At 51.9% G+C, this 24,268-nt stretch carries 18 protein-coding genes, 1 tRNA gene and 3 pseudogenes; 8 read left to right on the top strand and 14 right to left on the bottom strand.

Translation table 11 applies throughout. The features are described 5' to 3' along the window. Positions 1-103 precede the first annotated feature (103 nt). The 3 genes from NDQ72_13220 (at position 104) to NDQ72_13210 (ending at position 1,940) form a co-directional block, all read left to right on the top strand. Complete coding sequence (locus NDQ72_13220; protein WKD27021.1) at positions 104-1,051, top strand: AEC family transporter; 948 nt, start codon at positions 104-106, stop codon at positions 1,049-1,051. Positions 1,052-1,101: 50 nt separating this feature from the next. Next, positions 1,102-1,178 (top strand) — tRNA-Arg (locus tag NDQ72_13215). 366 nt (positions 1,179-1,544) lie between these two features. After that, a complete protein-coding gene (locus tag NDQ72_13210; protein WKD27020.1) occupies positions 1,545-1,940 on the top strand; it encodes a hypothetical protein in 396 nt (131 codons plus the stop codon). Here NDQ72_13210 and NDQ72_13205 read toward each other — a convergent pair. From NDQ72_13205 to NDQ72_13180, 6 genes and pseudogenes are all read right to left on the bottom strand, one after another. Then, a pseudogene (locus NDQ72_13205) lies at positions 1,868-2,163 on the bottom strand (integrase core domain-containing protein). The gene NDQ72_13210 and the pseudogene NDQ72_13205 overlap by 73 nt on opposite strands. Positions 2,164-2,179: 16 nt before the next feature. Continuing rightward, complete coding sequence (locus NDQ72_13200) at positions 2,180-3,259, bottom strand: IS110 family transposase (protein ID WKD27019.1); 1,080 nt, start codon at positions 3,257-3,259, stop codon at positions 2,180-2,182. Positions 3,260-3,630: 371 nt separating this feature from the next. After that, positions 3,631-4,947, bottom strand: a pseudogene (gene ltrA / locus NDQ72_13195) (group II intron reverse transcriptase/maturase). Positions 4,948-5,281: 334 nt separating this feature from the next. Further along, a pseudogene (locus NDQ72_13190) lies at positions 5,282-5,756 on the bottom strand (transposase). A 361-nt stretch (positions 5,757-6,117) separates the two neighbouring features. Then, the gene (locus NDQ72_13185) at positions 6,118-7,173 is read right to left on the bottom strand and encodes a DUF3137 domain-containing protein (protein WKD27018.1); all 1,056 of its coding nucleotides are present in this window, start codon (positions 7,171-7,173) and stop codon (positions 6,118-6,120) included. Then, positions 7,170-7,742: a LemA family protein gene (locus NDQ72_13180; GenBank protein ID WKD27017.1), complete on the bottom strand. Its 573-nt coding sequence runs from the start codon at positions 7,740-7,742 to the stop codon at positions 7,170-7,172. The genes NDQ72_13185 and NDQ72_13180 overlap by 4 nt, the downstream gene beginning before the upstream one ends. A gap of 911 nt (positions 7,743-8,653) precedes the next feature. Here NDQ72_13180 and NDQ72_13175 point away from each other — a divergent pair. Then, the gene (locus NDQ72_13175) at positions 8,654-9,133 is read left to right on the top strand and encodes a CreA family protein (GenBank protein ID WKD27016.1); all 480 of its coding nucleotides are present in this window, start codon (positions 8,654-8,656) and stop codon (positions 9,131-9,133) included. A gap of 6 nt (positions 9,134-9,139) precedes the next feature. Here NDQ72_13175 and NDQ72_13170 read toward each other — a convergent pair whose 3' ends face one another. Beyond that, a complete protein-coding gene (locus NDQ72_13170) occupies positions 9,140-9,718 on the bottom strand; it encodes a CAP domain-containing protein (protein ID WKD27015.1) in 579 nt (192 codons plus the stop codon). A 387-nt stretch (positions 9,719-10,105) separates the two neighbouring features. Here NDQ72_13170 and NDQ72_13165 point away from each other — a divergent pair, with 387 nt between their 5' ends. The 3 genes from NDQ72_13165 (at position 10,106) to csiR (ending at position 13,798) form a co-directional block, all read left to right on the top strand. Further along, positions 10,106-11,551 (top strand): NAD-dependent succinate-semialdehyde dehydrogenase, encoded by a 1,446-nt coding sequence (locus tag NDQ72_13165; protein WKD27014.1) that lies wholly within the window; start codon positions 10,106-10,108, stop codon positions 11,549-11,551. A 40-nt stretch (positions 11,552-11,591) separates the two neighbouring features. Then, complete coding sequence (gene gabT, locus NDQ72_13160; protein WKD30398.1) at positions 11,592-12,863, top strand: 4-aminobutyrate--2-oxoglutarate transaminase; 1,272 nt, start codon at positions 11,592-11,594, stop codon at positions 12,861-12,863. A gap of 224 nt (positions 12,864-13,087) precedes the next feature. Beyond that, positions 13,088-13,798 (top strand): DNA-binding transcriptional regulator CsiR, encoded by a 711-nt coding sequence (gene csiR, locus NDQ72_13155; GenBank protein ID WKD27013.1) that lies wholly within the window; start codon positions 13,088-13,090, stop codon positions 13,796-13,798. A gap of 97 nt (positions 13,799-13,895) precedes the next feature. On the opposite strand, the gene NDQ72_13150 is transcribed toward csiR, so the two are convergent. From NDQ72_13150 to dctP, 3 genes are all read right to left on the bottom strand, one after another. Further along, positions 13,896-15,215 carry a TRAP transporter large permease subunit gene (locus NDQ72_13150; GenBank protein WKD27012.1) on the bottom strand — a complete coding sequence of 440 codons (1,320 nt, stop codon included), beginning with the start codon at positions 15,213-15,215 and terminating at the stop codon, positions 13,896-13,898. Positions 15,216-15,343: 128 nt separating this feature from the next. Then, positions 15,344-15,886 carry a TRAP transporter small permease subunit gene (locus NDQ72_13145; GenBank protein WKD27011.1) on the bottom strand — a complete coding sequence of 181 codons (543 nt, stop codon included), beginning with the start codon at positions 15,884-15,886 and terminating at the stop codon, positions 15,344-15,346. Further along, positions 15,879-16,898 carry a TRAP transporter substrate-binding protein DctP gene (gene dctP / locus NDQ72_13140; protein ID WKD27010.1) on the bottom strand — a complete coding sequence of 340 codons (1,020 nt, stop codon included), beginning with the start codon at positions 16,896-16,898 and terminating at the stop codon, positions 15,879-15,881. The genes NDQ72_13145 and dctP overlap by 8 nt, the downstream gene beginning before the upstream one ends. 667 nt (positions 16,899-17,565) lie before the next feature. Here dctP and alr point away from each other — a divergent pair. Next, a complete protein-coding gene (alr, locus tag NDQ72_13135; GenBank protein WKD27009.1) occupies positions 17,566-18,813 on the top strand; it encodes an alanine racemase in 1,248 nt (415 codons plus the stop codon). Between the two features lie 252 nt (positions 18,814-19,065). Here the strand turns inward: alr and NDQ72_13130 are convergent, their stop codons facing one another. The 4 genes from NDQ72_13130 to NDQ72_13115 form a co-directional block, all read right to left on the bottom strand. After that, a complete protein-coding gene (locus tag NDQ72_13130) occupies positions 19,066-20,307 on the bottom strand; it encodes an aminotransferase class I/II-fold pyridoxal phosphate-dependent enzyme (protein WKD27008.1) in 1,242 nt (413 codons plus the stop codon). A gap of 57 nt (positions 20,308-20,364) precedes the next feature. Next, positions 20,365-21,774 carry an FAD-binding oxidoreductase gene (locus NDQ72_13125; GenBank protein ID WKD27007.1) on the bottom strand — a complete coding sequence of 470 codons (1,410 nt, stop codon included), beginning with the start codon at positions 21,772-21,774 and terminating at the stop codon, positions 20,365-20,367. A 47-nt stretch (positions 21,775-21,821) separates the two neighbouring features. Further along, the gene (locus NDQ72_13120; GenBank protein WKD27006.1) at positions 21,822-23,171 is read right to left on the bottom strand and encodes a hypothetical protein; all 1,350 of its coding nucleotides are present in this window, start codon (positions 23,169-23,171) and stop codon (positions 21,822-21,824) included. Between the two features lie 160 nt (positions 23,172-23,331). Next, entirely contained in the window at positions 23,332-24,258 is a 927-nt protein-coding gene (locus tag NDQ72_13115; protein ID WKD27005.1) for an FAD-binding protein, read from the bottom strand. Between the last annotated feature and the right edge of the window lie 10 nt (positions 24,259-24,268).

Here is a 24,268-nt window from a genome sequence, read left to right as displayed (position 1 = left end):
GGGTTCGCCTTCTATATTGCGTCTCTTATTCATTCCCATTAGTCGACAAACCTTGGTTGACAGTAGAATATAAGCGTCTGCTTATTCGAATGAGAGGGCTTTCGTGAACCTACTTGAGCTATTTTCCCGCACGCTGGATATCACGTTGCCTGTTTTTGCCATGGTGTTCGTCGGTATCGGCTTAAAGCGCCTAAAGTGGATCGACAGAGAATTTGTCTCTACAGCGTCAGCCCTCGTCTTCAAAGCAACGCTCCCCACGCTGATTTTTTTGAGTTTAATAAAAGCCGATCTAAGCGTTGCATTAGATGTGCCGTTGCTGCTGTTTTTTGCCGCCGCGACACTCGGCCAATTCCTGATCAGTTGGCTATGGGCGAGCTATCGGGTGCCTAAAGCCGACCGCGGTATTTATGTTCAGGGCGCGTTCCGGGGTAACTGCGGCATCGTAGGGTTAGCACTGGCGGCGGGAATGTACGGTAACTACGGGCTTTCTGCTGGTAGCCTGCTGCTTGGCGTGGTGATTGTAATGTATAACGCACTTTCGGTGGTGGCTCTGGCAGCCTACCAACCTGGGCAATCGACAAATTGGCGCAGCCTGTTAAAGCATATCGTCACTAATCCACTGATTATTTCTGTGATCGCCGCGCTGCCATTCACAGCATTTTCGATTCCACTGCCCAGTTGGCTGATTACCTCAGGCGATTACTTCGCCTCGTTAACGTTACCGCTAGCATTGATCTGTGTCGGCGCCACACTCTCGGTTGCCAGCATGCGCAGCGGCAGCCAAATCGCATTAAGCGCCAGTAGTATGAAAATGATTGTGCTGCCGTTGCTTTCCACGCTAGCAGCGTGGGCGGTGGGGTTCTCTGGAGAGCAGCTTGGGCTGTTATTTCTATTTTTCGCCAGCCCAACTGCCGCCGCCAGCTTTGTGATGGTAAAAGCAATTAACGGCAATGTAGCGCTGGCCGCCAATATCATCGCCATAACCACCTTAATGGCCAGCGTCACCGTCACCAGCGGTATCTTTGTGCTGCGCCTGCTAGGATGGATTTAACTGCGCGGTTGGCTGACACTCACCAACACGCTATACTATGCGCCCCTCAAGTCCCTGTAGCTCAGTAGGATAGAGCAGCCGCCTCCTAAGCGGCAGGTCGCAGGTTCGACTCCTGCCAGGGACGCCAACGGGGGTTCTTTGCAAGTCCTGAGAAGGCCTAAAAAGAGTATAATACTCTGATATACATTGTTTTTTAGCTCCTCGCAGTTCCTTCCAAACCCCGCTGCCAAGTGGTATACATTCCGGTATATGTCTTCATTCGGAAATACTCGGTATACCGCCATGGCGCTAACTATCCGACAAATAAACGCAACTAAGCCCGGCACGAAAATTATTACCTTCTCAGATGGCATGGGATTAGCACTTAGGATCTCAACCAACGGCAGCCGTGGATGGCGTTTGCGCTACACACGCCCTAACGGCAAACGCAACATGATCAGCCTTGGCCAACCCTAAGGTGCGCCTTGCCGAAGCAAGGGAAAAGCGGACGGATATGAGACGTTTAATATCCCAAGGCATTGACCCCGTAGAGCAAAAGCAGAGTGACAAACGCCAACGACAGTATGCAACTGAAAACACCTTTGAAGTGCTGGCCATGGAGTGGCACGCTGCCATGGTGCCGCGCTGGAAAGAGAGTTCTAAGCGTGCCAATGACAGCAGGCGCGTGCTTGAAATGTATGTGTTCCCAAAAGTAGGGAATCGGCCGATAGAAAGCATTCTGCCCCTCGAATGGCTAGGCATACTGCGCACGCTTGAAGATTTAGGGAAATTCGAACAGAGACGCCGCCTGCACGCCTTTTGTCGCGATTGTAGCGGTCAACTAATCCCGAACAGTAATTTAAGATTTTCCTCAGCCACAACGGGAGGCATGCCATCGTTAAATGAGTGAGGGCGCTGCTGGTTGTAGTAACCCATCAGATAGCCACTAACGTCTTTCCTGGCCTCAGGTAGATTTCGATATCCCAGCGCCGGTATCCACTCCGATTTCAGACTCCGGAACAGCCTTTCCATCGGCGAGTGTCCCAGCAGTTGCCACGTCGGCTCATGCTTTGTTTCATACGATAGCGCCAAAGTCTTTGGCGGAACTTGCGGCTGGCATACTGACTACCCTGGACGCCCTTCTAAGTGTCAAGTGGCAATTTGCGTCTGGTTGATCTCCCGATGACGGCTGCGCAGCACATAATAGATCTCCCGGGCAATATAGCGTTTCAGGCATCGGATGGCTTCCAATTTGGAGTGGCCCTCTCCCACCCGCCGGGCAATGTATGCCTGAGTATCGGCATCCAGGCGTAGTCGCCCGATGGCGATGATATGCAGCGCACTATTGGCGGCGCGATCGCCACCCCGGTTGAGCCGGTGCCGCTGCGTCTTACCTGACGAGGCAGGAATAGGACTAACGCCACATAGCGCCGCAAAGCTGGCTTCTGAGCCAAGGCGATCCGGATTGTCGCCTGCCGTGATCAGTAGCTGTGCGGCCGTCTCGTAGCCTACTGCCGTTCGCGACACCAACTTTGGTGCCAGCTCATCGACGATAGCCTTGATCATGACGTCCAAATCGGCAATCTCGTCGTGCAGTTCCAGGTAGCGGCGCGCGAGGGATTTCAGGGCGATGCGGTAAGCCATCGTGACATCCCGGTACCCGTTCAAATCGGGTCGCCATGCCGCCAGTGTCCGAAGCAACTGCATTCGCGTCATGTTCCTTAACAGGTCGCGCAATTCCTCTGGCGCCGAGACCACTTGAGTCTGGATCATCTGGAGGGCCACACGGCGAGCCGCGACCGCGGTTTTTCGGCAAACCTTCAGGACACGCAAGGACTCGATCATCCCGTCACGTGTCTTCGGGGTGACAGTGCGAATACCCGCATAGGCCGCATGAGCGGCATTCTCTGCATCGATTGCGTCATCCTTGCCGCGCTTGCGCCGTACAGTCTTATCGGGTGTCGTGACTTCCAAAATAGTGATGCCTGCGCGCTGTAAGTAGCGCAGCAGGCCAGCTCCATAGGTGCCGGTGCATTCGATCCCCACACGGCTGAGCTCGCCGAAGGAGCGCATCCAGGTCAGCATGGTCTTGTAGCCATGCCGGGTGGTAGGAAAGCTGGCGGTGCCAAGCACACGGTCATGGGCATCCACGACGGCGGCCACATGCAGCTCTTTGTGGGTATCAACACCGCCGATAATGACAGAGCGATCACTGGGTTGCTGACTCATGGTGGATCTCCAAGCTATTGATTCAGGATGGCTTCACCGAGTTCGATAGCCTGGACACGACAGTAATGAGACAGGCTGTCAGGCCCTTCTTGAGTCACATGCTTCGACGAGGCGAAACCTCGCCGCCAGTGCTCCCGGATCACCGACAGGTCCAAGGAAAGACACACTAGCCGGGTCGATCGGAATGTGGGTCAGGAGACCCAGGAGCCCTCACGGCACCAGGTCTTCAGAATAGGTCGATTACTATAAGTGCCGGATCAACCCAGAAACACCTGGCACCTTGTAGTCTTACTATCGGAATGGAACATAACGCTCTTTGGCTGACCACGTTGTGATCCAGCGCTTTCACAACAAGACCTGCATCCGGCCGTTTAAGCGTTGGCAAGTGCCATCGCGACTTCAGGAAAGCGAGAGGTCCAAGTGTTTCTGGGCTCAGTCCTCAGGTAGGGATTACCCTCCGGGAGACGCCATCGGAATCGCTTCTTCCCATGACCGACGAGTCGGTGAAGAATAGCTCCACCGAGTAACCCCTGATTGGTTTTGCCATACAGCACCCAGGTCTTACTTTGACCCGAGACTGGGGCATTAATTGCCTGACAGCTTGGCGGTTAAAGATGCCGCAAAGTTACGGGCCTTATCCTGGGGGATCGTCGTCACCACCCGCATGCCTCCATAGCGGCTCCGCTTGCGGATGATGCGATGGCCCAGGAACACGAAGCCGTCGTTCACATGGGTAATTTTGGTTTTCTCCATGTTCAGTGTCAGCTTGAGAGTTCCTTCCAGCATTTCCCGGCATTCTTCTCTGATCGCTTCTGCCTGAGCTTTAGTGCCCTTGCCGATAACGACGAAGTCATCGGCATAGCGGCAGTAGGCGACAGCTGGCTTCCATTGCCGGTTCTCTCGGATGGCTGAGCTTCGACCGATCTGGATACTATGGTTCCAGTACCACCGATCTTTCCGGGCCTTTTTGCCAAGGTAGCGCTGGTTCAGGTGCTGATCGAATTCATGCAACATGATGTTCGGCAGCAGCGGTGATAGAACACCGCCCTGGGGCACGCCTTCACTGGCGGCCCGAAAGAGCCCTGCATCAATCTGGCCGGCTTTGATGAATCGCCAGAGAAGATTCAGGAAGCGTCGATCCCTGATTCTGCGGCGTACAGCTTTCATCAGCAGCCGGTGGTGCACGGTATCGAAGTAGCTGGACAGGTCCCCTTCGATGACCCAGCGTCCACGCGTTACTTTATTATCCGTCAGTTGCAGTTTCACTGTGCGGATGGCGTGATGAACGCTTTGTTCCGGCCGGAACCCGTAGGAGAGCGTATGAAAGTCACTTTCCCACACGGCTCCATTGCCATTACCATGGCCCGTTGAACGATACGGTCGCGCAAGGTCGGGATACCCAGTGGCCGTTGCTTGCCGTTGGCCTTCGGGATATAGACCCTTCGGACCGGTGACGGGCTATAGGCATCGGAGAGTAAATCATTCCTGATTTGTTGAAGAATAGCCGGCAGTCTGGCCTGCGCAGTCAGCTTGACCTCCCCGTCTATCCCAGGCGTATGTGACCCTTTGGAAGATAGGGTGATCCGAGCCGCTTCTGCTAGCCAGTCAGGCTGTGCTATCAGGCGCAACAACCGATCCACTCGGCGATCGGAGTCGGCTGTTGTCCAAGTCGCTAGCTTGCGTTGCATTTCGCTGATTATCAAAGGTCTTCACCTTGTTTGGTCAGGTAGTTTGCTTGGCAAACACGTTTAAACTGCTCCCCTTTGCCATGTGATGGGCTTTCCCCATCGCGGACCACTACGGGAGCTCCGCCAGTCAATTCGGCTTCGGGGTCATGCCCCCTTGGCATCCGATATTGACTTTCCCCGGTTCACCTATCTGGACTTCAACATGCTGAGGAGGCTGCCCAATGCACTCTTTTATCCTTGCTTGCCGCAAGTTGACAGGCAGCAGCAGTCCCGCCTGTGAGGGATACTGCTGTCCCGACGTCCGACTTACCTGTTCGAACTTCTTCGTTCGACAGCGGCTGCCAGCTGAGCTGCGACTCTTTTTGAAAAGGCGGCTTACCTGAGCCTTTAAGACCAAACGCTCAACATCCACGCGGTCCCGCCGCTGGCGGTACTCGTAGTAACTGGAGCGGCTAATATCAAACGCGTTACAGACCATTTCAACAGGCATTTGCTCACTCAACTGGTCTATCAGCGCATACGATTCATGTCGTCCGACATCAAGAGAGCAGTGGTCTTTTTTAGGCTGGTTTTTTCCATCTCAAGGCGTTTGCAGCGAGCCTCAAGCTCCTGAATACGCTGCTGTTCTGGAGTTAACGCATTACCCTGTGGCGTTACCCCCTGACGCTCGTCCGCAAGCTGGTGGACCCAACGCTTTCTCTGACACCCAACGAGGTACAAGCTTGGGGATAGCTGTACCCCTGATCTAGTACCAGGCTGGCAGCTTCCTGCTTAAATTCAGGCGAAAAAGTACGTCGTTTCTTAGTCATCAGACACCTCGCTTAGGGTGGCAATATTACCACCTACGTTGGTGTCCGGTTTTATTGAACCACTACAACCTACGACTGTGAAAGGTACAAAATCTAGTATTGGCAGGACAGATGGCGTTAACCATGGCTATGGCTGCACTGGGGTTCGAAACTCGTTTCGAGAAGCTTAAGGCATTGGGTGTCCGTCCTTTTTTATTGGGGCTGATATTATTTGTCTTACTGCTCGCCGTAGGTGGCCTTGCCAGCCGCCTTCTGATGGGCTTACTGGATTCTTTGTCACTACTTTACGTACCTTCTGGCCTGTTTAATGTCCACCTGCGCCCCTTTCTGACGCTGTCGAGGGAAAATGTCAGAGTTGCCATTATCCTTCGGCCAAGCGTGTACTTGCGACATTCCTGGCAGCGAGAGAGTCAAGTTTTAGTTGCTGAATAATATCTGTGATCATGGCCAGTTCCTGTTCTAGCAGTGGCATCTTGTCCAAGTCATAGGCAGAAACGTCAATATCTGCCACATCTAGCAAGTCGCCGAAATAGGACAGCATGAATAGGGCCTTATTGTCTCGGAACTCGCAGGTAATTCCCGTGCCCTTGGCCCGAGCTCGGAACAGCTCATCGAGAGCAATAATACGCTCCATTAAACTCGGTGACAGAAGATAGCGGGCGTACTGCTGGTCAGAACCGTAGACCTCGAAACGGTCCTCGAACATTGGGTTTTCCAGCGCTACTCTGGATTTGGCCAGTGGTGATACCAGGCGGTTGCCAACCTTGCCGTAGTCGGTATCTACCACAGTATATCCAGTAAATTGGAAGGGCATGACGATGAGAAGCGCTCCGCCACCATGAACTGTGGTATTTGATTTTCTGCCGCGGCGTTTGAGCTTTAACTCACAGAACTCAAACTGGACGCCTGCGATGTTGCCACTGATGTAGTCTTCACTGCTCTTACTCGAAAAACGCGGCAAAATATCGAATGACTTGACGGCTTCTAGGTCTATACAACCATCTTTGTCGTAGGTGTGATCGCCAAAGGCTTGGAGTAGTACCGGGATAAGCTTTTGTTTGTAGTGCCGCGTGTACTGCAGCTCCGGGTAGACAACCCAGGCGCCCAGTCCGCCGACTACAAACAGGGTGTAGAGCGTAGGTTCGCCAGACACCAGCATGAAGAGGTCTAGCGCTAGCGATGGCAACCAAAGCAACCAGCCAAGGCGCCGAAACAAAGTCTTGCGACGTGTCTTGCTCGCCAGCTTTTCCAGCCTGAACTGCTCTAGTGGTTCTAGCAATGGTAAGACATCTCGTTCTATCGTCGCGCGGATGTCGTCGGATAACTCGGTCGTTATCTCAGGGTGCTGGAAGGCCGTCCCGCTGCCTAGCTGCTTGAGCGCCTCACCAGCCTGAAAAAATGTCTTCAGAATACTCATGAGCTGAGATAATGGTCAGCGTTGACCGGTGCGCGATCGGTTTTAGATGCCTCGAAGAACGGCAAGGGCTCTAAGCCCATTACCTTCGCAATCAATGTCCCCGGAAAGATCTGGATGGCATCCTTGAACCGGCGTCCCGCGGCATTGTAGCTACGTCGAGCGGCTGAGATATGCTCCTCTACATCCGCATATGCTCGCTGAGCTTCCAGCATGTTGGTGTGAGACTTAAGGTCGGGGTAGTTTTCAACCGCCACCATTAGTCCCGACAGTTTGTCTTCCAGAGCCGCCTCTAACTCGAATCTCTTCTCGGCGCCTTCGCGGTCGTTTGCCTTTGCCGCTTTTAACACTTCCGTGCGCAGTTGAGTAATGTCAGTGAGTAGTGTCTTCTCGTGCTCCATGAAGCGAGCGGCAATTTTCAAAATATTGGGGATCAGGTCGGTGCGTTTCTTCAACTGGACATCAATCCCTGAAAAAGCTTCCTGAGCCGCGTTACGTCGAGAAACAATAGCGGCATACCAAAAGTAAAGTAAAATTAAAGCAGCTATGACAGCCAAGATAACCCAATTCATTACAACGTTCCTTATAATGCGCAGTGTGGGGAAGACTGCATGGTACTACAAGTTAACTTGATTATTTGTGTGATCATCTGCCAATCGACTCTAGGAAACCGCTGAACAGTCGCTATCGATGTGGCTCGAACGCCACGTCAGCGAACATTTTCTGGCTTTCTCAGGTGCTTTCCTAGGGAAGATCTGAATAACTGCCAGTACTTGTCAACTCTCACGTGCGCTGTTGGACAATCGAAAAGTCAGACACTTTTCTCCCGTTCTTTGTCTATATTCGCCTGTTTCCCACTCATTGAGTGGAAAACAGGCGCAGTAACCCTACTCCCCCAGGTATTTCTCGCGCAATGACGGAACTTGAGAAGCGACGTCTCGTCCGGCAATCGATCCAGTTTTAAGCCGGCGAGGTGGTGCATAGACTCGATCTCATAGAGAGCATCTTCCATGGTCGGATCACTCAAGTTGTAGAACACTTGCATGCAGTGGACGCGAGGCATGACAGTCAGCGGATACGACGGCCGCCCGCTCCCGCCTTTGGGATAATAACGGACTACCTTACTTCTCCAACAGCTTCCAGGGGGTCAGCCTGTCCATCCGCTTCAGAAATATTTAGCGGCGGGTCTTTGCTTCTTATTCTGGTATTCGGCTTCGGAGAAAGTGATCTGATCCATGGCAGTGCTGAATCCTGTGCGGTTGAAGATGGCCGTATTATCACTGAAGTCAGGGGTGTTTTTAATATCATCCTTAAATTTATGATATTGAATGATTTTTTAGAATTATGCCATAATCCCCACTTCGGCCTTCCTTTGCCACCGCTTTCCATTCCGATATTAAACCTTTCTTGACTGCCCCGGCTCTGTCTGTATCAGGTATGCTCTTGGCTTGCCGTTTCTGCTGCACCTGCTAAGGACATTTCTATGCGTTTCTCAACACCGGTTGCCATTACGTCGCTTGTGATGATGTCTTCGTTACTGCTGCCTACTGCGCTTCTGGCGCAGGATGCCCATATTGGCAGCGTGCGAACGGAGTTTAGGTTGATTGGCCCGAACAGTACGATTGAAGTGGAACGTTTTGACGACCCAAAAGTACAGGGAGTCTCCTGCTATCTCTCTTACTCCCAGGTGGGCGGCTTATCGGGTGCGGTCGGGCTTGCTGAGGAAGCTAGCGAGGCGAGCGTGGCATGTCGGCAAACGGGAGAGATTGTCTTCGACCCTGATGAGGTAGACGAGCAAGAAGTCGTTTTTAACCAACGCCGCTCGGCGCTATTTAAGAATATGCGCGTGGTGCGTATGCACGATGCTGAAACCGAAACCTTTGTGTACTTAACTTACAGCACCAAGCTGGTGGATGGTTCACCAAAGAATGCGATTTCGGCGGTTCATTACGGTGGGTTTTAAGAAGGGTTAGCGGGGGTTCCCCAGCATCTGTGTCCAGAAGGTGGTATAGCGCGAATCAGCATTGCTGGCCTTGGCCATGTCCATTTCGGTGAAGGTGCTATTCATCATATTGCGGCAATGGCCTGGGCTCTCTAGCCAGCCGTTTATCACGGCGGCAGCAGATGCGTGCCCAGCAGCAATATTTTCACCCAAGGCTTGCCACGCGTAGCCATGTTGATTAGCGCGTTGCTCAATTCCTGCGCTGTCAGTATCGGTATGGCTAACATAGTCGTTGTTGGCCATATTGCTTGCGTGCATCGCGGCAGCGGCCTCCAGTTGGCAGCTCCAGGTCAACGGGCTGGCTGCTGGAGATGCTTGATCGCCACATTGACGAGCATTGTTTCGTGCCTCGTTCACCAGTCTTAGCATTTCCTGTTGCTGATCAGTCAGCCCACACGCGCTGTTGGTGCTGTCGCTATAAGGACTGTCGCCGTGTGAATCACCAACGGCCTGCGTGCCGCTGCCTATCAACATCAGTGCTATCACGCTGAATAGTGCCCAGTGGGTAGGGCGCTTTAAGGTGGGGTTAGCCGTTAAGTTGCTCATTTTCGCCCATGTAGGGGCGGCCTCTTTTTTAGATTGATTTTATCCGAAAGCGATACCCGATAAAGGCTTGCTTCCTGGCCGGAAACGCTGAGGCACGCGCCTTGATCGATTTTTGTACCAATCCTGCCCGCAGCCTAGCCACCATTTTCGGTGTCATCCAACCCTACCGTCCAGTTTTTAGTGTATATGCTAAAAATATATTTTGACGTTTTTTATAAATGTAGATATTTTTGTTAGTCATTACGGTTGATGCTGCCTATCTGAAAATGAAGAAGCTGGCTCGCTAGTGCTTTCGGAAGTACAGGCAATGGCGTTGTAGCGAGTTCGTGGGAAGCGCGGCCAGCGTTTGAGAGCACGCTCTAATGTCATGGCAAAAAGGAAAACAAGATGAGTGAGTTACCCGATATTTTGATACCTGACGCATTTATTGGCGGAGAGTGGTGCGGTGCTGAAAAGCGCTTTGCGGTCACTAACCCGGCAAATGGCGAGCTATTAGCAGAAGTCCCTGACCTGGATGCTGATGGTGCACGAGCAGCGGTTGCCGCAGCGGAGGCAGCAGGATCTGGCTGGAAAAAGCGTACTGCGAAAGAGCGTGCAACGCTGTTACGCGCCTGGTTCGACGCCATCATGGCGCACCAGGAAGATCTGGCTCGGCTAATGACGTTGGAGCAGGGCAAGCCGCTGGCAGAATCCCGGGGTGAAGTGGCGTATGGCGCGTCATTTGTCGAGTTTTATGCCGAAGAGTCCAAGCGTATGGCCGGTGAAACCTTGCCGGGCCATGGTGTTGATAAGCGCATTCTGGTGTTTCGCGAACCGATTGGCGTTGTGGCCGCCGTTACGCCCTGGAACTTCCCGCTAGCAATGATCACCCGTAAGTGTGCCCCCGCTTTAGCGGCAGGCTGTACGGTGGTTATCAAACCTGCAGAAGCAACGCCACTCACGGCGTTGGCGGTGGCGCGCTTGGCTGAGCTTGCTGGCCTGCCCGCTGGGGTAATCAATGTGGTCACGGCCAGCCAGCCTGCGCCGATTGGCGAGGTGTTAACCACCGATCCGCGCGTGCGTAAGTTCTCTTTCACGGGCTCTACGCCAGTGGGTAAAAAGCTGCTTGCTCAATGTGCCGGTACGGTCAAAAAAGTATCGCTGGAGTTAGGCGGTAACGCACCTTTCATCGTGTTTGATGACGCCGACCTAGACGCCGCCGTTGAAGGAGCTGTTGCCTCCAAGTATCGCAACTCTGGCCAGACCTGTGTGTGTACCAACCGTTTCTTGGTGCAAAGCGGCGTTTACGACGCTTTTGTCGAAAAGTTTGCCAAGCGGGTGGCGCAACTGAACGTGGGCAATGGGCTGGATGATGGCGTTATGCAAGGCCCGCTGATCAATCAGGCCGCAGTCGAGAAGGTCGAGTCCCACATTGGCGATGCGTTGGAAAAGGGTGGGCGGTTGGTTTGTGGCGGCAAGCCGCACACGTTGGGCGGCACGTTCTTCGAACCGACGATTATTGCTGATGTGACCGACACCATGCGGGTTGCCCGTGAAGAGACGTTTGGTCCCTTGGCGCCTGTGTTCCGTTTCGAGACGGACGAAGAAGCCATTGCCATGGCGAATGCGACTGAGTTCGGGTTGGCAGCTTACTTCTATGCCCGTGACTACCGCAGAATTTGGCACGTAATGGAAGGGCTGGAATACGGCATGGTAGCCGTTAACGAAGGCATTCTGTCTACCGAGCTAGCGCCCTTTGGTGGGGTGAAAGAGTCTGGGCTGGGCCGTGAAGGTTCACGTCATGGGCTTGATGAGTTTACTGAGTTGAAATACGTCTGTGTTGGCGGCCTATAAGCGATTTTCACTAATTAACTGAGGAATGCAGTAAATGAAGATGAGCAATGCACAGCTGAATGAGCTTAAACAGAAATATGTCGCTAATGGTGCCGCCAGCCCTGCAACGCAATTTGCGGATCGTGCTGAGAACGCGATTATCTGGGATGCGGATGGTAACCGTATTATTGATTTCGCGGGCGGTATTGGCGTGCTTAATATCGGCCATTGCCATCCCAAAGTCGTCGAAGCGGTTAGGGAGCAGTTAGGTCGGGTGATGCACACTTGCCAGACTGTTATTCCTTACGAAGGCTACGTGAAAGTCGCTGAAAAACTCAGTCAGCTCACGCCTGTGCGCGGCCATGGCAAAGTTATGCTGGTTAACTCCGGGGCTGAAGCGCTGGAGAATGCCGTCAAGATTGCACGTGCCGCCACCGGCAAGAATAACGTGATCTGCTTCGATGGTGGCTACCATGGCCGTACCTTTATGACCATGGCAATGAACGGCAAAGTGGTGCCTTACTCGGCTGATTTCGGCAGCATGCCGGGGAATGTTTTCCGTGCGCCTTACCCCGTTCCGTTCCATGGGGTCAGCGAAGAAGACGCTATCCGCGGTCTTAAAATGACGCTGAAGACCGATGCCAACCCCAGAGACACCGCGGCTATCGTGATTGAGCCTGTGTTGGGTGAAGGTGGGTTCTATCCTGCACCGGCCAGCTTCCTTAAAGCGGTGCGTGAAATTTGCGACGAGCACGGCATGCTGATGATCGTCGATGAAGTTCAGTCTGGCTTTGGCCGTACCGGTAAGCTGTTTGCCATTGAACACAGTGGTGTTGAGCCTGACCTGATGACCATGGCTAAGAGTATGGCCGGTGGCATGCCGATTTCAGCCGTCGTGGGAACGGCTGAGCATATGGATGCGTGTGGCCCTAACTCGCTGGGTGGCACCTATTCAGGTAGTCCGGTTTCTTGTGCGGCCGTGTTAGCGGTACTTGAAGTATTCGAAGAAGAAAAGATTCTTGAAAAGAGCCAAGCCTTAGGAGAGGTTCTGGGGCAGCGCTTTACTCAGTGGCAGCAACGCTTTGCTTGTGTCGAAAACGTGCGCCATTTAGGTTCGATGGCGGCATTGGATATTGTTGCAGCTGATCAAACCCCCGATCCAGAACTCGCTGCGGCCATGTGCAAACGTGCACGGGAGAAGGGGCTTATCCTGCTGTCGTGTGGGCTTTACGGTAATACGATCCGCTTCTTGATGCCGGTCACTATTGAAGACAGCATCCTTGAAGAAGGGTTGACGATTGTTGAAGAATTGCTCGAAGAGCTTACAGCGTAATATCTAGCGTCTCATTGGTTAGTTAAGCGCCAATAGAAGCTTTTGTAGAGAGCGCTGATAAGTGTGCTGATATATAGAGAGTGTTGATAGAAGCCGGTGCAGCTAGTCTGCATCGGCTTTTTTTATTGCTTGTTGCATTTGTTATTGAGGCGGGGGAAGAACACGTTCAAACAGCTGTTACAAGGTGTGCTATTATTTTGACCCACTTTGCCAAATGCATACTCATGAATTCATCTTTCTTCCCAGACGAAAAGGCGGATGCCAAGGAAAACTTGGGTATTCGTGCCTACAAGCTACTTAAAATAGATATTATTAAAGGCACTTTTCAGCCTGACGAAAAATTGCGTATGAGTGTGCTTAAAGCGCGCTATGACCTAGGTATTGGTCCTCTGCGAGAAGCACTTTCCCAGCTTGTTGCTGAACATTTAGTGGTGGCAATTAGCCAGCGTGGCTATCGTGTGGCACCCATGTCGCTTGCTGAGCTTAACGATATTTACGATGCCCGGGCGCAGGTTGAAGCGATGATGTTGGGGCTTGCAATCGAGCGCGGCGATGATGCCTGGGAAGCTAATATCTTGGCAAAGTCTTATCAATTAGCAAAGCTGACGGAAATGAACTCGCCAGAAGGGCTGTTAGATAGTTGGGATCGTCGGCATAGTGATTTTCACACCGCGATGGTGGTTGGCTGTAACTCTCCTCACTTGATGAAAGTGCGCGCTGGGCTGTTTGATAAAGTTCAGCGTTATCGCTTTTTGTGGCTTAAAGAAACCGTGTTTTCTGCTCAGGCCCTTGAAGAAAAGCGCCAAGAGCATGCCGCGCTGGTAGATGCCACGCTTGAGCGCCGCAAGGATGAAGCAGTGGCATTGATGCACGAACACTTGATGTCTCCTGTGCCGATTATTGCCCAGGTAATGCGCCAACAAAGTGTCGCATAGGGCAACAGAAGGCAGCGAAGAAACGTTAAAAGAAAAGGCCCTAATGATTAGGGCCTTTTTAGTTGGATTTCTGCCGATAGCCGTTTGATACGCTTGTTTAGAACAGTAGGTTGGGCAACCACAGCGCAATACTTGGGAATAGTACGATAATTGCTAACCCCACTATCTGTAGAGCAACATACGGCAGTGCTGAACGATAGATATCGACGATAGTAATGGATTTTGGTGCGACTGATCGCATATAGAACAGGTTATACCCAAAGGGCGGTGTCAGATAAGCGGACTGCATACTTATAATAAACAGCACCGCAAACCAGGTAGTGTCGAACCCTAAGTCACGTACGATTGGCACATAAAGCGGAATCGTGATGAACAGGATCGCAAAGTCATCGAGAAACATGCCTAGTGCAAAAAAGCTAATCAGCATGATGATGATGACGGTATAGGGCGACAGCGAGAAGTCATTAATAAAATCACTGACGATCATACCGGCGCCTAAGCCCATATAGATACGGCTAAAGAATACCGCGGCAATGGCAATCCAGAGCAACATACCGGTTATTTTGGCCGTGCTGAGCATCGCGTAGCGCAGCAGGCCCCAGTTAAGCCGGCCTCTCAGCGCTGCAATAAGCATGGCACCGCCAGCCCCGACTGCAGAGGCTTCCGAAGGCGAGGTTACCCCTCCGATAATGCAGCCCAATACGGCAGTAACCAAAAGGCCTGGGGCAATGACGTGGCGCAAAGACATCAGCTTTTCTTTGGCACTAAAGCGTTCTTCTACTGGCGCAGCGGGACCTAGAGAAGGGTTTATGCGGCAGCGTATTAATATATAGGCCATGTAAATAGCGGCAAGCATTAGGCCGGGTACTAAGCCTGCAGCAAATAGCTTTCCTACCGATTCACGGGCCAGAAACGCATAGACAATCATTAAGATACTAGGTGGGATGAGAAAACCTAATGCACCACCAGCCATGATCGTGCCGGTGACTAGCCGCTTGTGATAGCCCCGCTTGAGCATTGCCGGTAGTGCAATGATCCCTAAGCTGACAGTGGCAGCCCCTGAGACTCCCGCCATGGCAGCGATAAGAGCGCAGATCAGAATGGTGCCAATCCCGAGCCCGCCTGGAAGGCTGCCCATCAGCTTATGCATCATCTCGAAAAGGTCATCGGTAATACCGGAACGTTCCAGTACCAATCCCATAAAGATGAACAGCGGCAGGGCCACCAGGAGAAAGTTGTCCATGGTGCTGTATGCCGATGAGAGCAAGAAGTCCAAGCCACCAGGGCCAAACATCATGTAGGCACTTCCCATGCCCGATATCATCAACGCCCACGCTAGCGGAGCGCCTATTGCCATTAGGACGATCATGGAGAGAAACATGATCGCCGTAATTATCATGGGGTCTAAATTTAACATAGGGATACCCTTTGCATGGCATATCCACAAGGACGTGCCGGGGTGTGTCTCTTATTTTTCACGGTAAAACCACGTTGAAATAGAGCGAGGGTTAAGCAGCACTCTGTTTAAACAGAGTCGGGCTGTATTTAATCAGCGTCGCTAATGTCGTCTCGCGGATCATCATAGGGAATGCCAAGTAAACGCACGATGGCCCTCACTAGCTCTGCTACGCTCTGCAGAATTAGCAATCCAACGGCAATTGGAATGGTCGCTTTTATCGGCCAAAGCGCTGGACGCCAAATGCTTCGGTTGGAATACTCGCCAATTAGCCAGGAGCGGTGGGCAAACTCCACGGCCATGGTGAAAAATATGCACAACACCAAAATACCCAGTGAGAACACAATCACGTCACACAACGCCTGCATGCGGAAGGGCAGCAGGCGATAAATGACATCACTGCGCACGTGGCTTTGGTGGCGTAAGGTATAGCTGCCAGCCAGGATGCTCAGTGCACCGAAGAACATCGTCGCTAGTTCGTGCCCCCACACCGTGGGGGCATTGAGTACATAGCGAGCGACTACTTCATAGAGCAGTACACCGATAATACCTAGCGTCAGCCAGGCGGTGACTCGTCCGACCCAGTCGGAAAGCCCATCCTGAAAGCGTAGATATCGGTTAATCTTACTCACTCAATCTTCCTTGCGCTTTGGCGTTGTTAATCAAGATTTCAACGGCTTGGGCATTTCGCTCAGAGCGTGCCGCTTCTTCTTCCCAAATCGGCAAAGATGCTTCCGCTAGGCGTTGTGAATCTTCTGCTGGCAGGGTGGCGAATTCAAACAGCTCACCTTCATCGATGATCCGTTGGTTGCCTTCTTCAAGCCAGTTGTGAACGTCTTCCAGGTACTGAGCCAGCTCATCTACCAAAATTTGCTGCTGCTCTTCGCTCATCCGTTCCCAAGCGCGGGGGTTGATGAATGCGTTTTCTGTCCAGCCTGGGTTAAGTAAGTTGATATCGGTGTAGTAGCCCGCTACTTCATTGATTCGTAGCTGTTCGTACTCAACAGGGCCACCGTAAATGGCACCGTCGATAACGCCAGTCGAAAGTGCGACGTAGAGCTCTTCACCGGGAATAAAGGCTGTCGGAATATCGAATTTTTCCAGCACCGTTGCAATGGAGCTGGTTGCGCGGATGCGCATGCTGGCAAGGTCTTCCAGGCTGGAAACAGGCTCTCGGGTGACTAGACCATAATCGCTACCAAAGCCGCGGCCAATCAGCTTAACGCCTTGCTCTTCGTAAGCTTCTGCGATGAGTTCATCAAGGCCTTGGTTGGCAAATATATCGTGGGCTTCTTCAGCGCTTACCCATGCTCCTGGTAGGCCCCCTTCGATCGTGCCGATACCCACTGTGCCAGGCCAGTAACTACCCACACCATGGCCGATATCGATGCTCCCACGGGCAACGGCTTCGACAAACTGGTCGCTGCTGACTAGCTCGCCGCCACGGAAAAATTGAATGTTGATAGTGCCATCACTCGCTTCACTTACCCGTTCCCGCAAATCAGCTGCAATCTGATCCACTTCGGTGCCATAAAACGTGTGCATGCGTAAACGAACGGTATCGGCATAAAGCGCTTGGCTAGCCATGATGGAAGCGGCGATGGACGTCGCTAGAGCGCATTTCACGGATGTTGAGAGCTTCATAAAACCTCTTTCTTGATCGCGTTTAGAGTTATAGAGGGCATCCATGCTTCAGTTTCGAAACCATGTTGCGCCCCCAGTTTAATCACACGCATGGTACTCAGGCTATAAAAAATTTCTATAAAATCGTCTAACATCAACATTTTTGCATTACGTTGACTGATGTCAAACCAAACCGAAACTGCATCTATAAATTAATTTTTTATTGATTTTCAACGAGTTGCTGTGTTTTTGAGCGATATATTGCCGATCAGGTGTATTAGGTAAGCGTTGATAAACGGTGTAGCCAACAGATCGTCGAGTCTGCTATTGGCCTAAATCCTCTTTGGGTAAGGCCTTAAGACAGCACTTAAGACAGCACTTAAGACAGCGCTTGAGACAGCACTTGAAACAGGGTTTGAAACAGGGTTTGAAACAGAGCTTGGAATGCTTGCGGGTTTTAATGAGTTTTGGCGCTTGAATACACGCAGACTTGAATACGTGACGAGCAGAAGAGCTGCCCCGCCTACAGGCAGAGCAATCAGCGAAAGAGCTTTCCTTCTCTTCGGGTTATTGCGTCCTAGCGCTGCTTTTTTTAATAAACGCGGCACGCGCTATCGTTAAGAATTGTTTAGTAGGGGTAGTGTGAGCGGTGGGGTCTTAACAATGAAAACGAATCAAGGATCTGATAATGAAATATCCACTAACCCTGTTAGCTGCCGCTGTTGCTGCCACCGTTACCACAACCAGCTATGCGGCGCCGTTGCTGAGCGACCAAGCATTGCTCGTCGATAGCCCGGAACACTTGAGTGCCAATGCCTGGGTAGAAATCTCGCAATCGGCTTTTGAAGGGAACGTGCGCGGTGTTCTGGAATTATTGGGCGAAGAAGCGGAGCTTTGCGCCATTATGAAAGCCGATGCCTATGGTCACGGCATTGCTAATTTAATGCCTTCCGTGATTGCGTTAGGTATTCCTTGTATTGGTGTGGCGAGTAACGAAGAAGCGCGAGTTGTTCGGGCATCTGGTTTCGATGGACGTTTAATGCGCGTGCGTAGTGCGACACCAGAAGAAGTGCGCGGCGCTTTCGATTACGGCATGGAAGAGTTATTCGGCGATATAACAGCTGCTCGCCAGGCCTCCAGCGATGCCGCTGAGGCAGGGGTGACACTGCGCTATCATTTGGGCCTCAATGCCGGCGGTATGGGACGCAATGGCATGGCGCTTGATAGTGAAGCAGGGCGCCAGGAAGCGTTAGAGCTTCAAGACTTAGCGTCGTTAGAGCTGGTGGGCATCATGACCCACTTTGCCTTTGAGGACGAAGATTTTGTTCGCCAGGGGTTAGCGGCGTTTCATGAACAAAGTGACTGGTTAATCGAGACGGCTAACCTGGATCGCGAGGCGCTAACGCTTCACGCCGCCAACTCATTTACCACCATGGAGGTGCCTGAAGCACGCCTTGATATGGTACGCCCGGGTGGCTTGCTGTATGGCGATCTACCCCATTATGAGCAGTTCAAGCCGGTGATGTCGTTTCGCACGCGGGTAGCGTCGGTTAACGATTACGCGCAAGGCAGTGGCGTTGGTTACGATAACGTCAGGGTGCTGGAGCGGGATAGCTTATTGGCGAACTTGCCTGTTGGCTATTCTGATGGCTACCGGCGTGTTTTCACAGACGCTGCCTTTGTACTGGTCAACGGTGAGCGCGTGCCGGTCATGGGTAAAGTGTCAATGAACACGACCATGGTAGACGTGACGGATGTCGAGGGAGTGGCACCGGGCGATGAAGTGGTACTTTACGGGCTCCAGGGTGACGAGCGAATTACCATTGGAGAACTTGAAGACCTCAATGGCGCGCTACTTGCCGACCTTTACACGGTATGGGGAAACTCCAACCCGAAGGTGTTGCGTCCAAGCGATGGCGATACAGATAGCGAGTAATTATTGCCAATACAGGTAGTAATGTACTGTGTTTGCTGACGAGGCCACCCCGCTCAACTGAGCGGGGTGGCTTCGTTTTGGGGAAGAGGCACTATTCGCTAGCAATGTTTACCCAGAAACACCTTTAAGGATGCTTTCACGTATTCTAATACTCTTGCTAAATTGTGATTATTTCATTTACTCAGTGAAATTTCATAGGGAAACGAAAATGAAGTTTCCCAGTGAGCCTGTCAAGTTGAGCGAGTGTTGGACTCACTGTCTTGTTTCTTCTGTGGCAATGATAGTTGCATAGGCGAGTACTTCAGTTGCTAGTCGTACTTCGTCCAAGCTGATGGAGGTTGGTGCAATGCGGATATGGCTGTCCTGGGGGTCGCACCCATGAGGGAAGGCGGCACCGGCAGGCGTCAACTCAACCCCAGCTTCATACGCTAGCTGAATGGTGCGCCGAGCACACCCTGTGGGTGCGTAGAAACTAACAAAATATCCTCCTCTTGGCAGTGTCCAACTAGCGAGCTCTGAGCGACCTAAGATGCTGGTTAGTGTGTTGTCTACGATCTCAAATTTTGGGCGAATCAGCTCTTGGTGTTGCTGCATATGGCGCTTCACTGCCTTCAGGTTTGGGAAAAACTGAGTGTGCCGCAACTGATTAAGACGGTCGGGCTGTATGGAGCGTTTTGAGGTCTGGCTAAGGAACCAAGCCAGATTGGCCGGTGAGCTAGCCATCGCAGCTAGGCCAGCTCCAGGAAAAGTGATCTTAGACGTCGATGAAAAAGCTAAAGGACGATTAGGACACCCGGACCGCCGGCATTCATCCAGAATATTTATGACGTCATCCTGCTTGTCGTTGATTGCATGGATAGCATAAGCATTGTCCCAGATAATCCGGAAGTCCTTAGCGGCTGTGGTCATGCTAGCCAGGCGTCTCACAACGTCAGTCGAATAAGTGCAGCCGGTAGGGTTGCTGTATTTGGGGATGCACCAGATACCCTTGATCGAGCTATCCTCAGCGACCAGTCGTTCGACCTCTGCCATATCTGGCCCATCGTCATTCAGTGTTATAGGGATCATTTTGATCCCATAAGATTCACACATTTGAAAGTGAAAATCGTAGCCGGGTACGGGGCACAGAAAAGAGACCCTATCCTCTTGCTGCCAAGGGCGAGGGCTGTCTGGATTGCCCTTAAGAAAACTATAGACGAGATTATCGTGCATCAGAGCTAGGCTTGAGCTGCCTTCAACCAAAACCTCATCAGGCTCACATTCCATTATACTTGCCATGAGTTGCTGAGCTTCAGGGGTGCAGCGCTTTCCTCCATAGTTTCGATAATCTGTGCCTTGACTCTCGAAAGGCACCGATAGGTTGAGGAGAGCTGAGGATAGGTCCAACTGTTTTGCTGAAGGACGGCCTCGGGCCATGTTGATTGACAGCTTTTGTGCTTTCAGTTCGGAGTAGCGTGCCTGAGCAAGAGCGCTGAACTCAGTTATATTTGTCATGTCCATTTCATGTGCCATGATTGTGATAATTTAGTTGTAATGATTCAAATCGTCATTTTATGAAAAATCGCTAGCGTCCCGAGGTAGGTCGAAAATCTTACCGGGATTAAGAATACCTTTTGGATCAAGGCTCTGCTTGATGCTGCGCATGGCACTAAGAGCGTGCTCATCCACACTGTGATGTAGAAAGGCTTTTTTCAAAACGCCGATACCATGTTCGGCAGAAATCGCTCCGGCATAGTTGGCAACCAAGCGATAAACGATGGCTTCTGCAGCAAGCACCGTTTCTTTATTCTGATCGGGTAAAGAGCGCGCATCGATTGTTAGATGTAAGTTGCCATCGCCGATATGGCCGAAGTTGACCACTTTTGCAGCAGGCCACTCGTTGAGGATGGCCGCGGTAGCTGATTCAACAAAATGGCCAATCTCTGGTAACGGAAGACTGATGTCGAAGTTGATCGGTGACATCTTGACGGGAAATTCGGCGGTTGCCTCGCGAATCTCCCAAAGTTGCTGTGCTTGTTGCTCGGAGGAAGCAAGCACGGCATCGATTACCTCCCCGGCTTCCATGGCTTCCGCTAGTGCTTCCTCCACCAAAGTTGCATTCCCTTCGACTTCGCAAAGTACGTAGAGAGCGTGGTGTGTCTCTATAGGAGGCATTTTCTGAAGCCAATCGCAACTCATAGTATAGAAGCAGTTCCACATGACCTCGAAGGCTTCGATCTCCAATCCAGGACGGCGTAGGCGCGCGAGCAGGTTTAGGGTGGACGCATAGTTAGGGAGTGCGCAGAGGACTGTCTCTGTATGTCCAAGGCGCGGCGATAGTCGCAGCACAGCGCGCGTAATAATTCCTAGAGTCCCTTCCGAGCCGATAAAGAAGTGTTTCAGATCGTAGCCGGTATTATTCTTGATCATTGGACTGAGCAGGTTGAGAATACGCCCGTCGGCTAGCACGACCTCTAATCCCAGAACCTGCTGGCGTGTCATTCCATGTCGGATGACTGCGTGCCCGCCGGCATTGGTGGCGATGTTGCCACCAATTTGGCAGCTACCACGAGCGCCAAAGTCCACCGGATATCGCCAACCATGTTGCTCAGCCTTTTGTTGCACGGCTTCTAGGGTATTCCCAGCCCAACTGGTTAAGGTTCCAGACGCCTCGTCGATCTCGATAGGCCCTGTTAGACGCTCTAGCGACAAGGCAACCGCATCCGCTGTAGGTTCGGCGCCTGCCGCTAGGCCAGTCAGTCCCCCTTGGGGGACGACTGGGACTCGGTAGCGGTGGCACAGTTCAAGGCAGCGTGCCACTTCCTCCGTGGTGGTCGGGCGATATAAGGCAAGTGGTTGACAGGGGGCATGGCCAGTCCAGTCGCTATAATAATGGCTTGGAATGTCATCGCCATTCAGGAGTTCTGCACCAAGGTGCTCTCTCAGGGTTGAAAGAAGTTCCTCTCGAGATACCGTTTCCATTTTTTATCTCCTTCACATAGTGGCGGATGGCCATGCTTTTTACAGCATTAAAAGATTAGGTGCGTCGCAATGGCGACTAGCGGAATCGCTAGGGCCGTTCTGATCAAGAAAATAACCACCAGTTCGAGAACAGTTAATGGAATATTGGACTCGAGCATCGCGTTGGCGCTTTCTGTGAAGAAAATGATCTGTACGGTGGAGAGGGTGCAAACAAAGAACACGCTCATCGGATCTATATTATCTACACCAGCGATTATGATTGCAGGTAGTGCAATCTCTGCAATCGATATCAGTATCGTGGGAGCGATAGCGGCAGCATCTGGTAGCTGTGTCAGTTGGATAATGGGCTCGACGAGGTAGCCTAGGTAGTCAAAGATCGGTGTGTAGGTGGCAACAAGCAGTGCGACAGTGGCAATACTAAGAACATAGGCAAGTATCTTCTGTGCAAAGGTTGCTGCGGCCCAAAAGCCTTTGAGGAGATCTTCCTTGTTAGCTTCCGCTGCTCGCAGAGAGGCGCGGCTGGTAGCTTTTGCCAACAGGCTTGTTTTAACGCCGTTGTCATCCTCTTCGATTAGATCCTCTGCTTGTTTGTCGTAGTACTCGTCTTTTTTCCTGCTGATAGGCGGAATGCGCATCATGACGGCAGCAAGCGAAAAGTTAATAATAAACGAGACCAGGATCATGTGAGGAAGATACTCGGTGATACCTCCGATGGTAGCCAGCAGAGCGAAGAAGCCGAGACTGCAGATGCTGAAATTGGTTGCGATGCCAGCAGCTTCCCGTTGGTTATAATAGCCGCTGGTATATAGCTTGTTAGTCAGGAAGATACCAACCGCTGGAGCAGCTACGAAGGAGGCAATGGCATCCACCGCTGAACGCCCAGGTAGGCGATATAGTGGGCGCATCAATGGCTCCATGAGGGTGCCGACGAAGTCTAAAAAACCAAACTCTGTCAGAAAAAGTACAAAGAAACCCGCTACCAGTACCGTGATGAAGACCGAGCCACCTAAGTATAGGGATAGGCCGCCAACATCATCGTGAAGCAACCAGTCTGGTCCAATGCCAAAAACCAATAATATGGCAAAGAAGGCGCTTAACATGAAAAGAATGCCATTCATGACGCCGTCTTTTTTGTGATACCTAGCCATCTTCGAATTAGGCATTATTAGGGATAGGATCCAGGTCGCTGCCAATATTAGTGCAAGTGCGAGAGTCATATATTTGACGGCTCCCCCCATGCCACCTTTGATTGCATTGATGATAATGACTAGAGGGATTTTGCTCGTTCCGTCATCCAGCGGTATGGGTAAAAAGAAAAACAAAATACCGATTAAGCTGCCGATAGCAGCTTTCCATAACCCGCCCTGATTCGTTTTTGCGGCTTCCAAGTTATGCATTATGTGTCTCCATCGTTGTTATTGGCTTCTTGTTAACATATTGATGACGTTATTGGTTTGTCTGGGGATATGCGCTCTACCCCAGTGCTTTTCTGCTGCAGGGGGCGTTACTTGTATTTCTCCTATGGCCGCGTAATGGCTTGGGTGAATTAACCCGCCGCTATAGTTTGTTATGCAGTTCCGGCAGCGCCTCGAAGAGGTCGCCTACAAACCCATAGTCGGCGACTTGAAAAATTGGTGCCTCCTCGTCCTTATTGATTGCCACTATCACTTTGGAGTCCTTCATGCCAGCTAGGTGTTGGATCGCTCCGCTGATACCCACGGCGATATACAGATCAGGAGCGACAATCTTACCGGTCTGTCCCACCTGCATATCATTGGGCACAAAGCCTGCATCAACAGCAGCTCGTGATGCGCCGATGGCTGCGCCTAATTTGTCGGCGACTCCATCAAGCAGCTTGAAACTCTCACTGCTGCCCATGCCGCGGCCGCCAGAAACGACTACTTTGGCAGCGTCCAATTGGGGGCGGTCGCTCTGTGCTATCTCTTCTTTAACGAAGGTGGATTTTGCGTTTTCAGCAACGTAATTGACTGCTTCGATGGTGGCACTGCCGCTTTCGCCAACTGCATCGAAGCTAGTGGGACGCACGGATATGACTATAAGGTCATCGTCGCTCTGTACGGTGGCGATGGCATTGCCTGCATAGATTGGACGCTTGAAGGTATCGGTGGAGTCCACCGCGATGATCTCGGAAATCTGCGAGACGTCCTTTAGTGCGGCCACACGCGGTAACACATTCTTGCCTGTGGTGGAGGCCACCGCCAACACGTGACTGTAATCACTAGTGAGCTCGCAGATCAGCGAACTTAGCGGTTCGGCAAGTTGATGGGCATATGCTTTGTTATCGGCAACCCGCACCTTATTGACATTGTCGAGTTTGGCGGCTGACTCAGCCACAGCCGTGACGTTTTCACCGGCCACCAGGATATCGATATTGCCACCGATCTCCTTTGCAGCTGCGACCACATGGGCTGTAGCGCTACCCAGGGTGCCATTGTGATGTTCGGCCAGGATAAGAATGCTCATAAAATTAGCT

Source organism: Halomonas sp. KG2 (assembly GCA_030440445.1).
In the GTDB taxonomy this organism is placed as follows: domain Bacteria; phylum Pseudomonadota; class Gammaproteobacteria; order Pseudomonadales; family Halomonadaceae; genus Vreelandella.
The sequence above is the reverse complement of the archived record's forward strand: the minus strand, read 5'-3'. Positions and strand labels throughout refer to the sequence as shown.

What these genes read in the sequence shown, in the direction of transcription:
- NDQ72_13210 (WKD27020.1), top strand. Translation starts at nt 1,545, where the DNA reads ATGAGACGTTTAATATCCCAAGGCATTGACCCCGTAGAGCAAAAGCAG.
- NDQ72_13200 (WKD27019.1), bottom strand. Translation starts at nt 3,259, where the DNA reads ATGAGTCAGCAACCCAGTGATCGCTCTGTCATTATCGGCGGTGTTGAT.
- NDQ72_13185 (WKD27018.1), bottom strand. Translation starts at nt 7,173, where the DNA reads ATGAGTATTCTGAAGACATTTTTTCAGGCTGGTGAGGCGCTCAAGCAG.
- NDQ72_13180 (WKD27017.1), bottom strand. Translation starts at nt 7,742, where the DNA reads ATGAATTGGGTTATCTTGGCTGTCATAGCTGCTTTAATTTTACTTTAC.
- NDQ72_13175 (WKD27016.1), top strand. Translation starts at nt 8,654, where the DNA reads ATGCGTTTCTCAACACCGGTTGCCATTACGTCGCTTGTGATGATGTCT.
- NDQ72_13170 (WKD27015.1), bottom strand. Translation starts at nt 9,718, where the DNA reads ATGAGCAACTTAACGGCTAACCCCACCTTAAAGCGCCCTACCCACTGG.
- NDQ72_13165 (WKD27014.1), top strand. Translation starts at nt 10,106, where the DNA reads ATGAGTGAGTTACCCGATATTTTGATACCTGACGCATTTATTGGCGGA.
- gabT (WKD30398.1), top strand. Translation starts at nt 11,592, where the DNA reads ATGAGCAATGCACAGCTGAATGAGCTTAAACAGAAATATGTCGCTAAT.
- csiR (WKD27013.1), top strand. Translation starts at nt 13,088, where the DNA reads ATGAATTCATCTTTCTTCCCAGACGAAAAGGCGGATGCCAAGGAAAAC.
- NDQ72_13150 (WKD27012.1), bottom strand. Translation starts at nt 15,215, where the DNA reads ATGTTAAATTTAGACCCCATGATAATTACGGCGATCATGTTTCTCTCC.
- dctP (WKD27010.1), bottom strand. Translation starts at nt 16,898, where the DNA reads ATGAAGCTCTCAACATCCGTGAAATGCGCTCTAGCGACGTCCATCGCC.
- alr (WKD27009.1), top strand. Translation starts at nt 17,566, where the DNA reads ATGAAATATCCACTAACCCTGTTAGCTGCCGCTGTTGCTGCCACCGTT.
- NDQ72_13130 (WKD27008.1), bottom strand. Translation starts at nt 20,307, where the DNA reads ATGACAAATATAACTGAGTTCAGCGCTCTTGCTCAGGCACGCTACTCC.
- NDQ72_13125 (WKD27007.1), bottom strand. Translation starts at nt 21,774, where the DNA reads ATGGAAACGGTATCTCGAGAGGAACTTCTTTCAACCCTGAGAGAGCAC.
- NDQ72_13120 (WKD27006.1), bottom strand. Translation starts at nt 23,171, where the DNA reads ATGCATAACTTGGAAGCCGCAAAAACGAATCAGGGCGGGTTATGGAAA.
- NDQ72_13115 (WKD27005.1), bottom strand. Translation starts at nt 24,258, where the DNA reads ATGAGCATTCTTATCCTGGCCGAACATCACAATGGCACCCTGGGTAGC.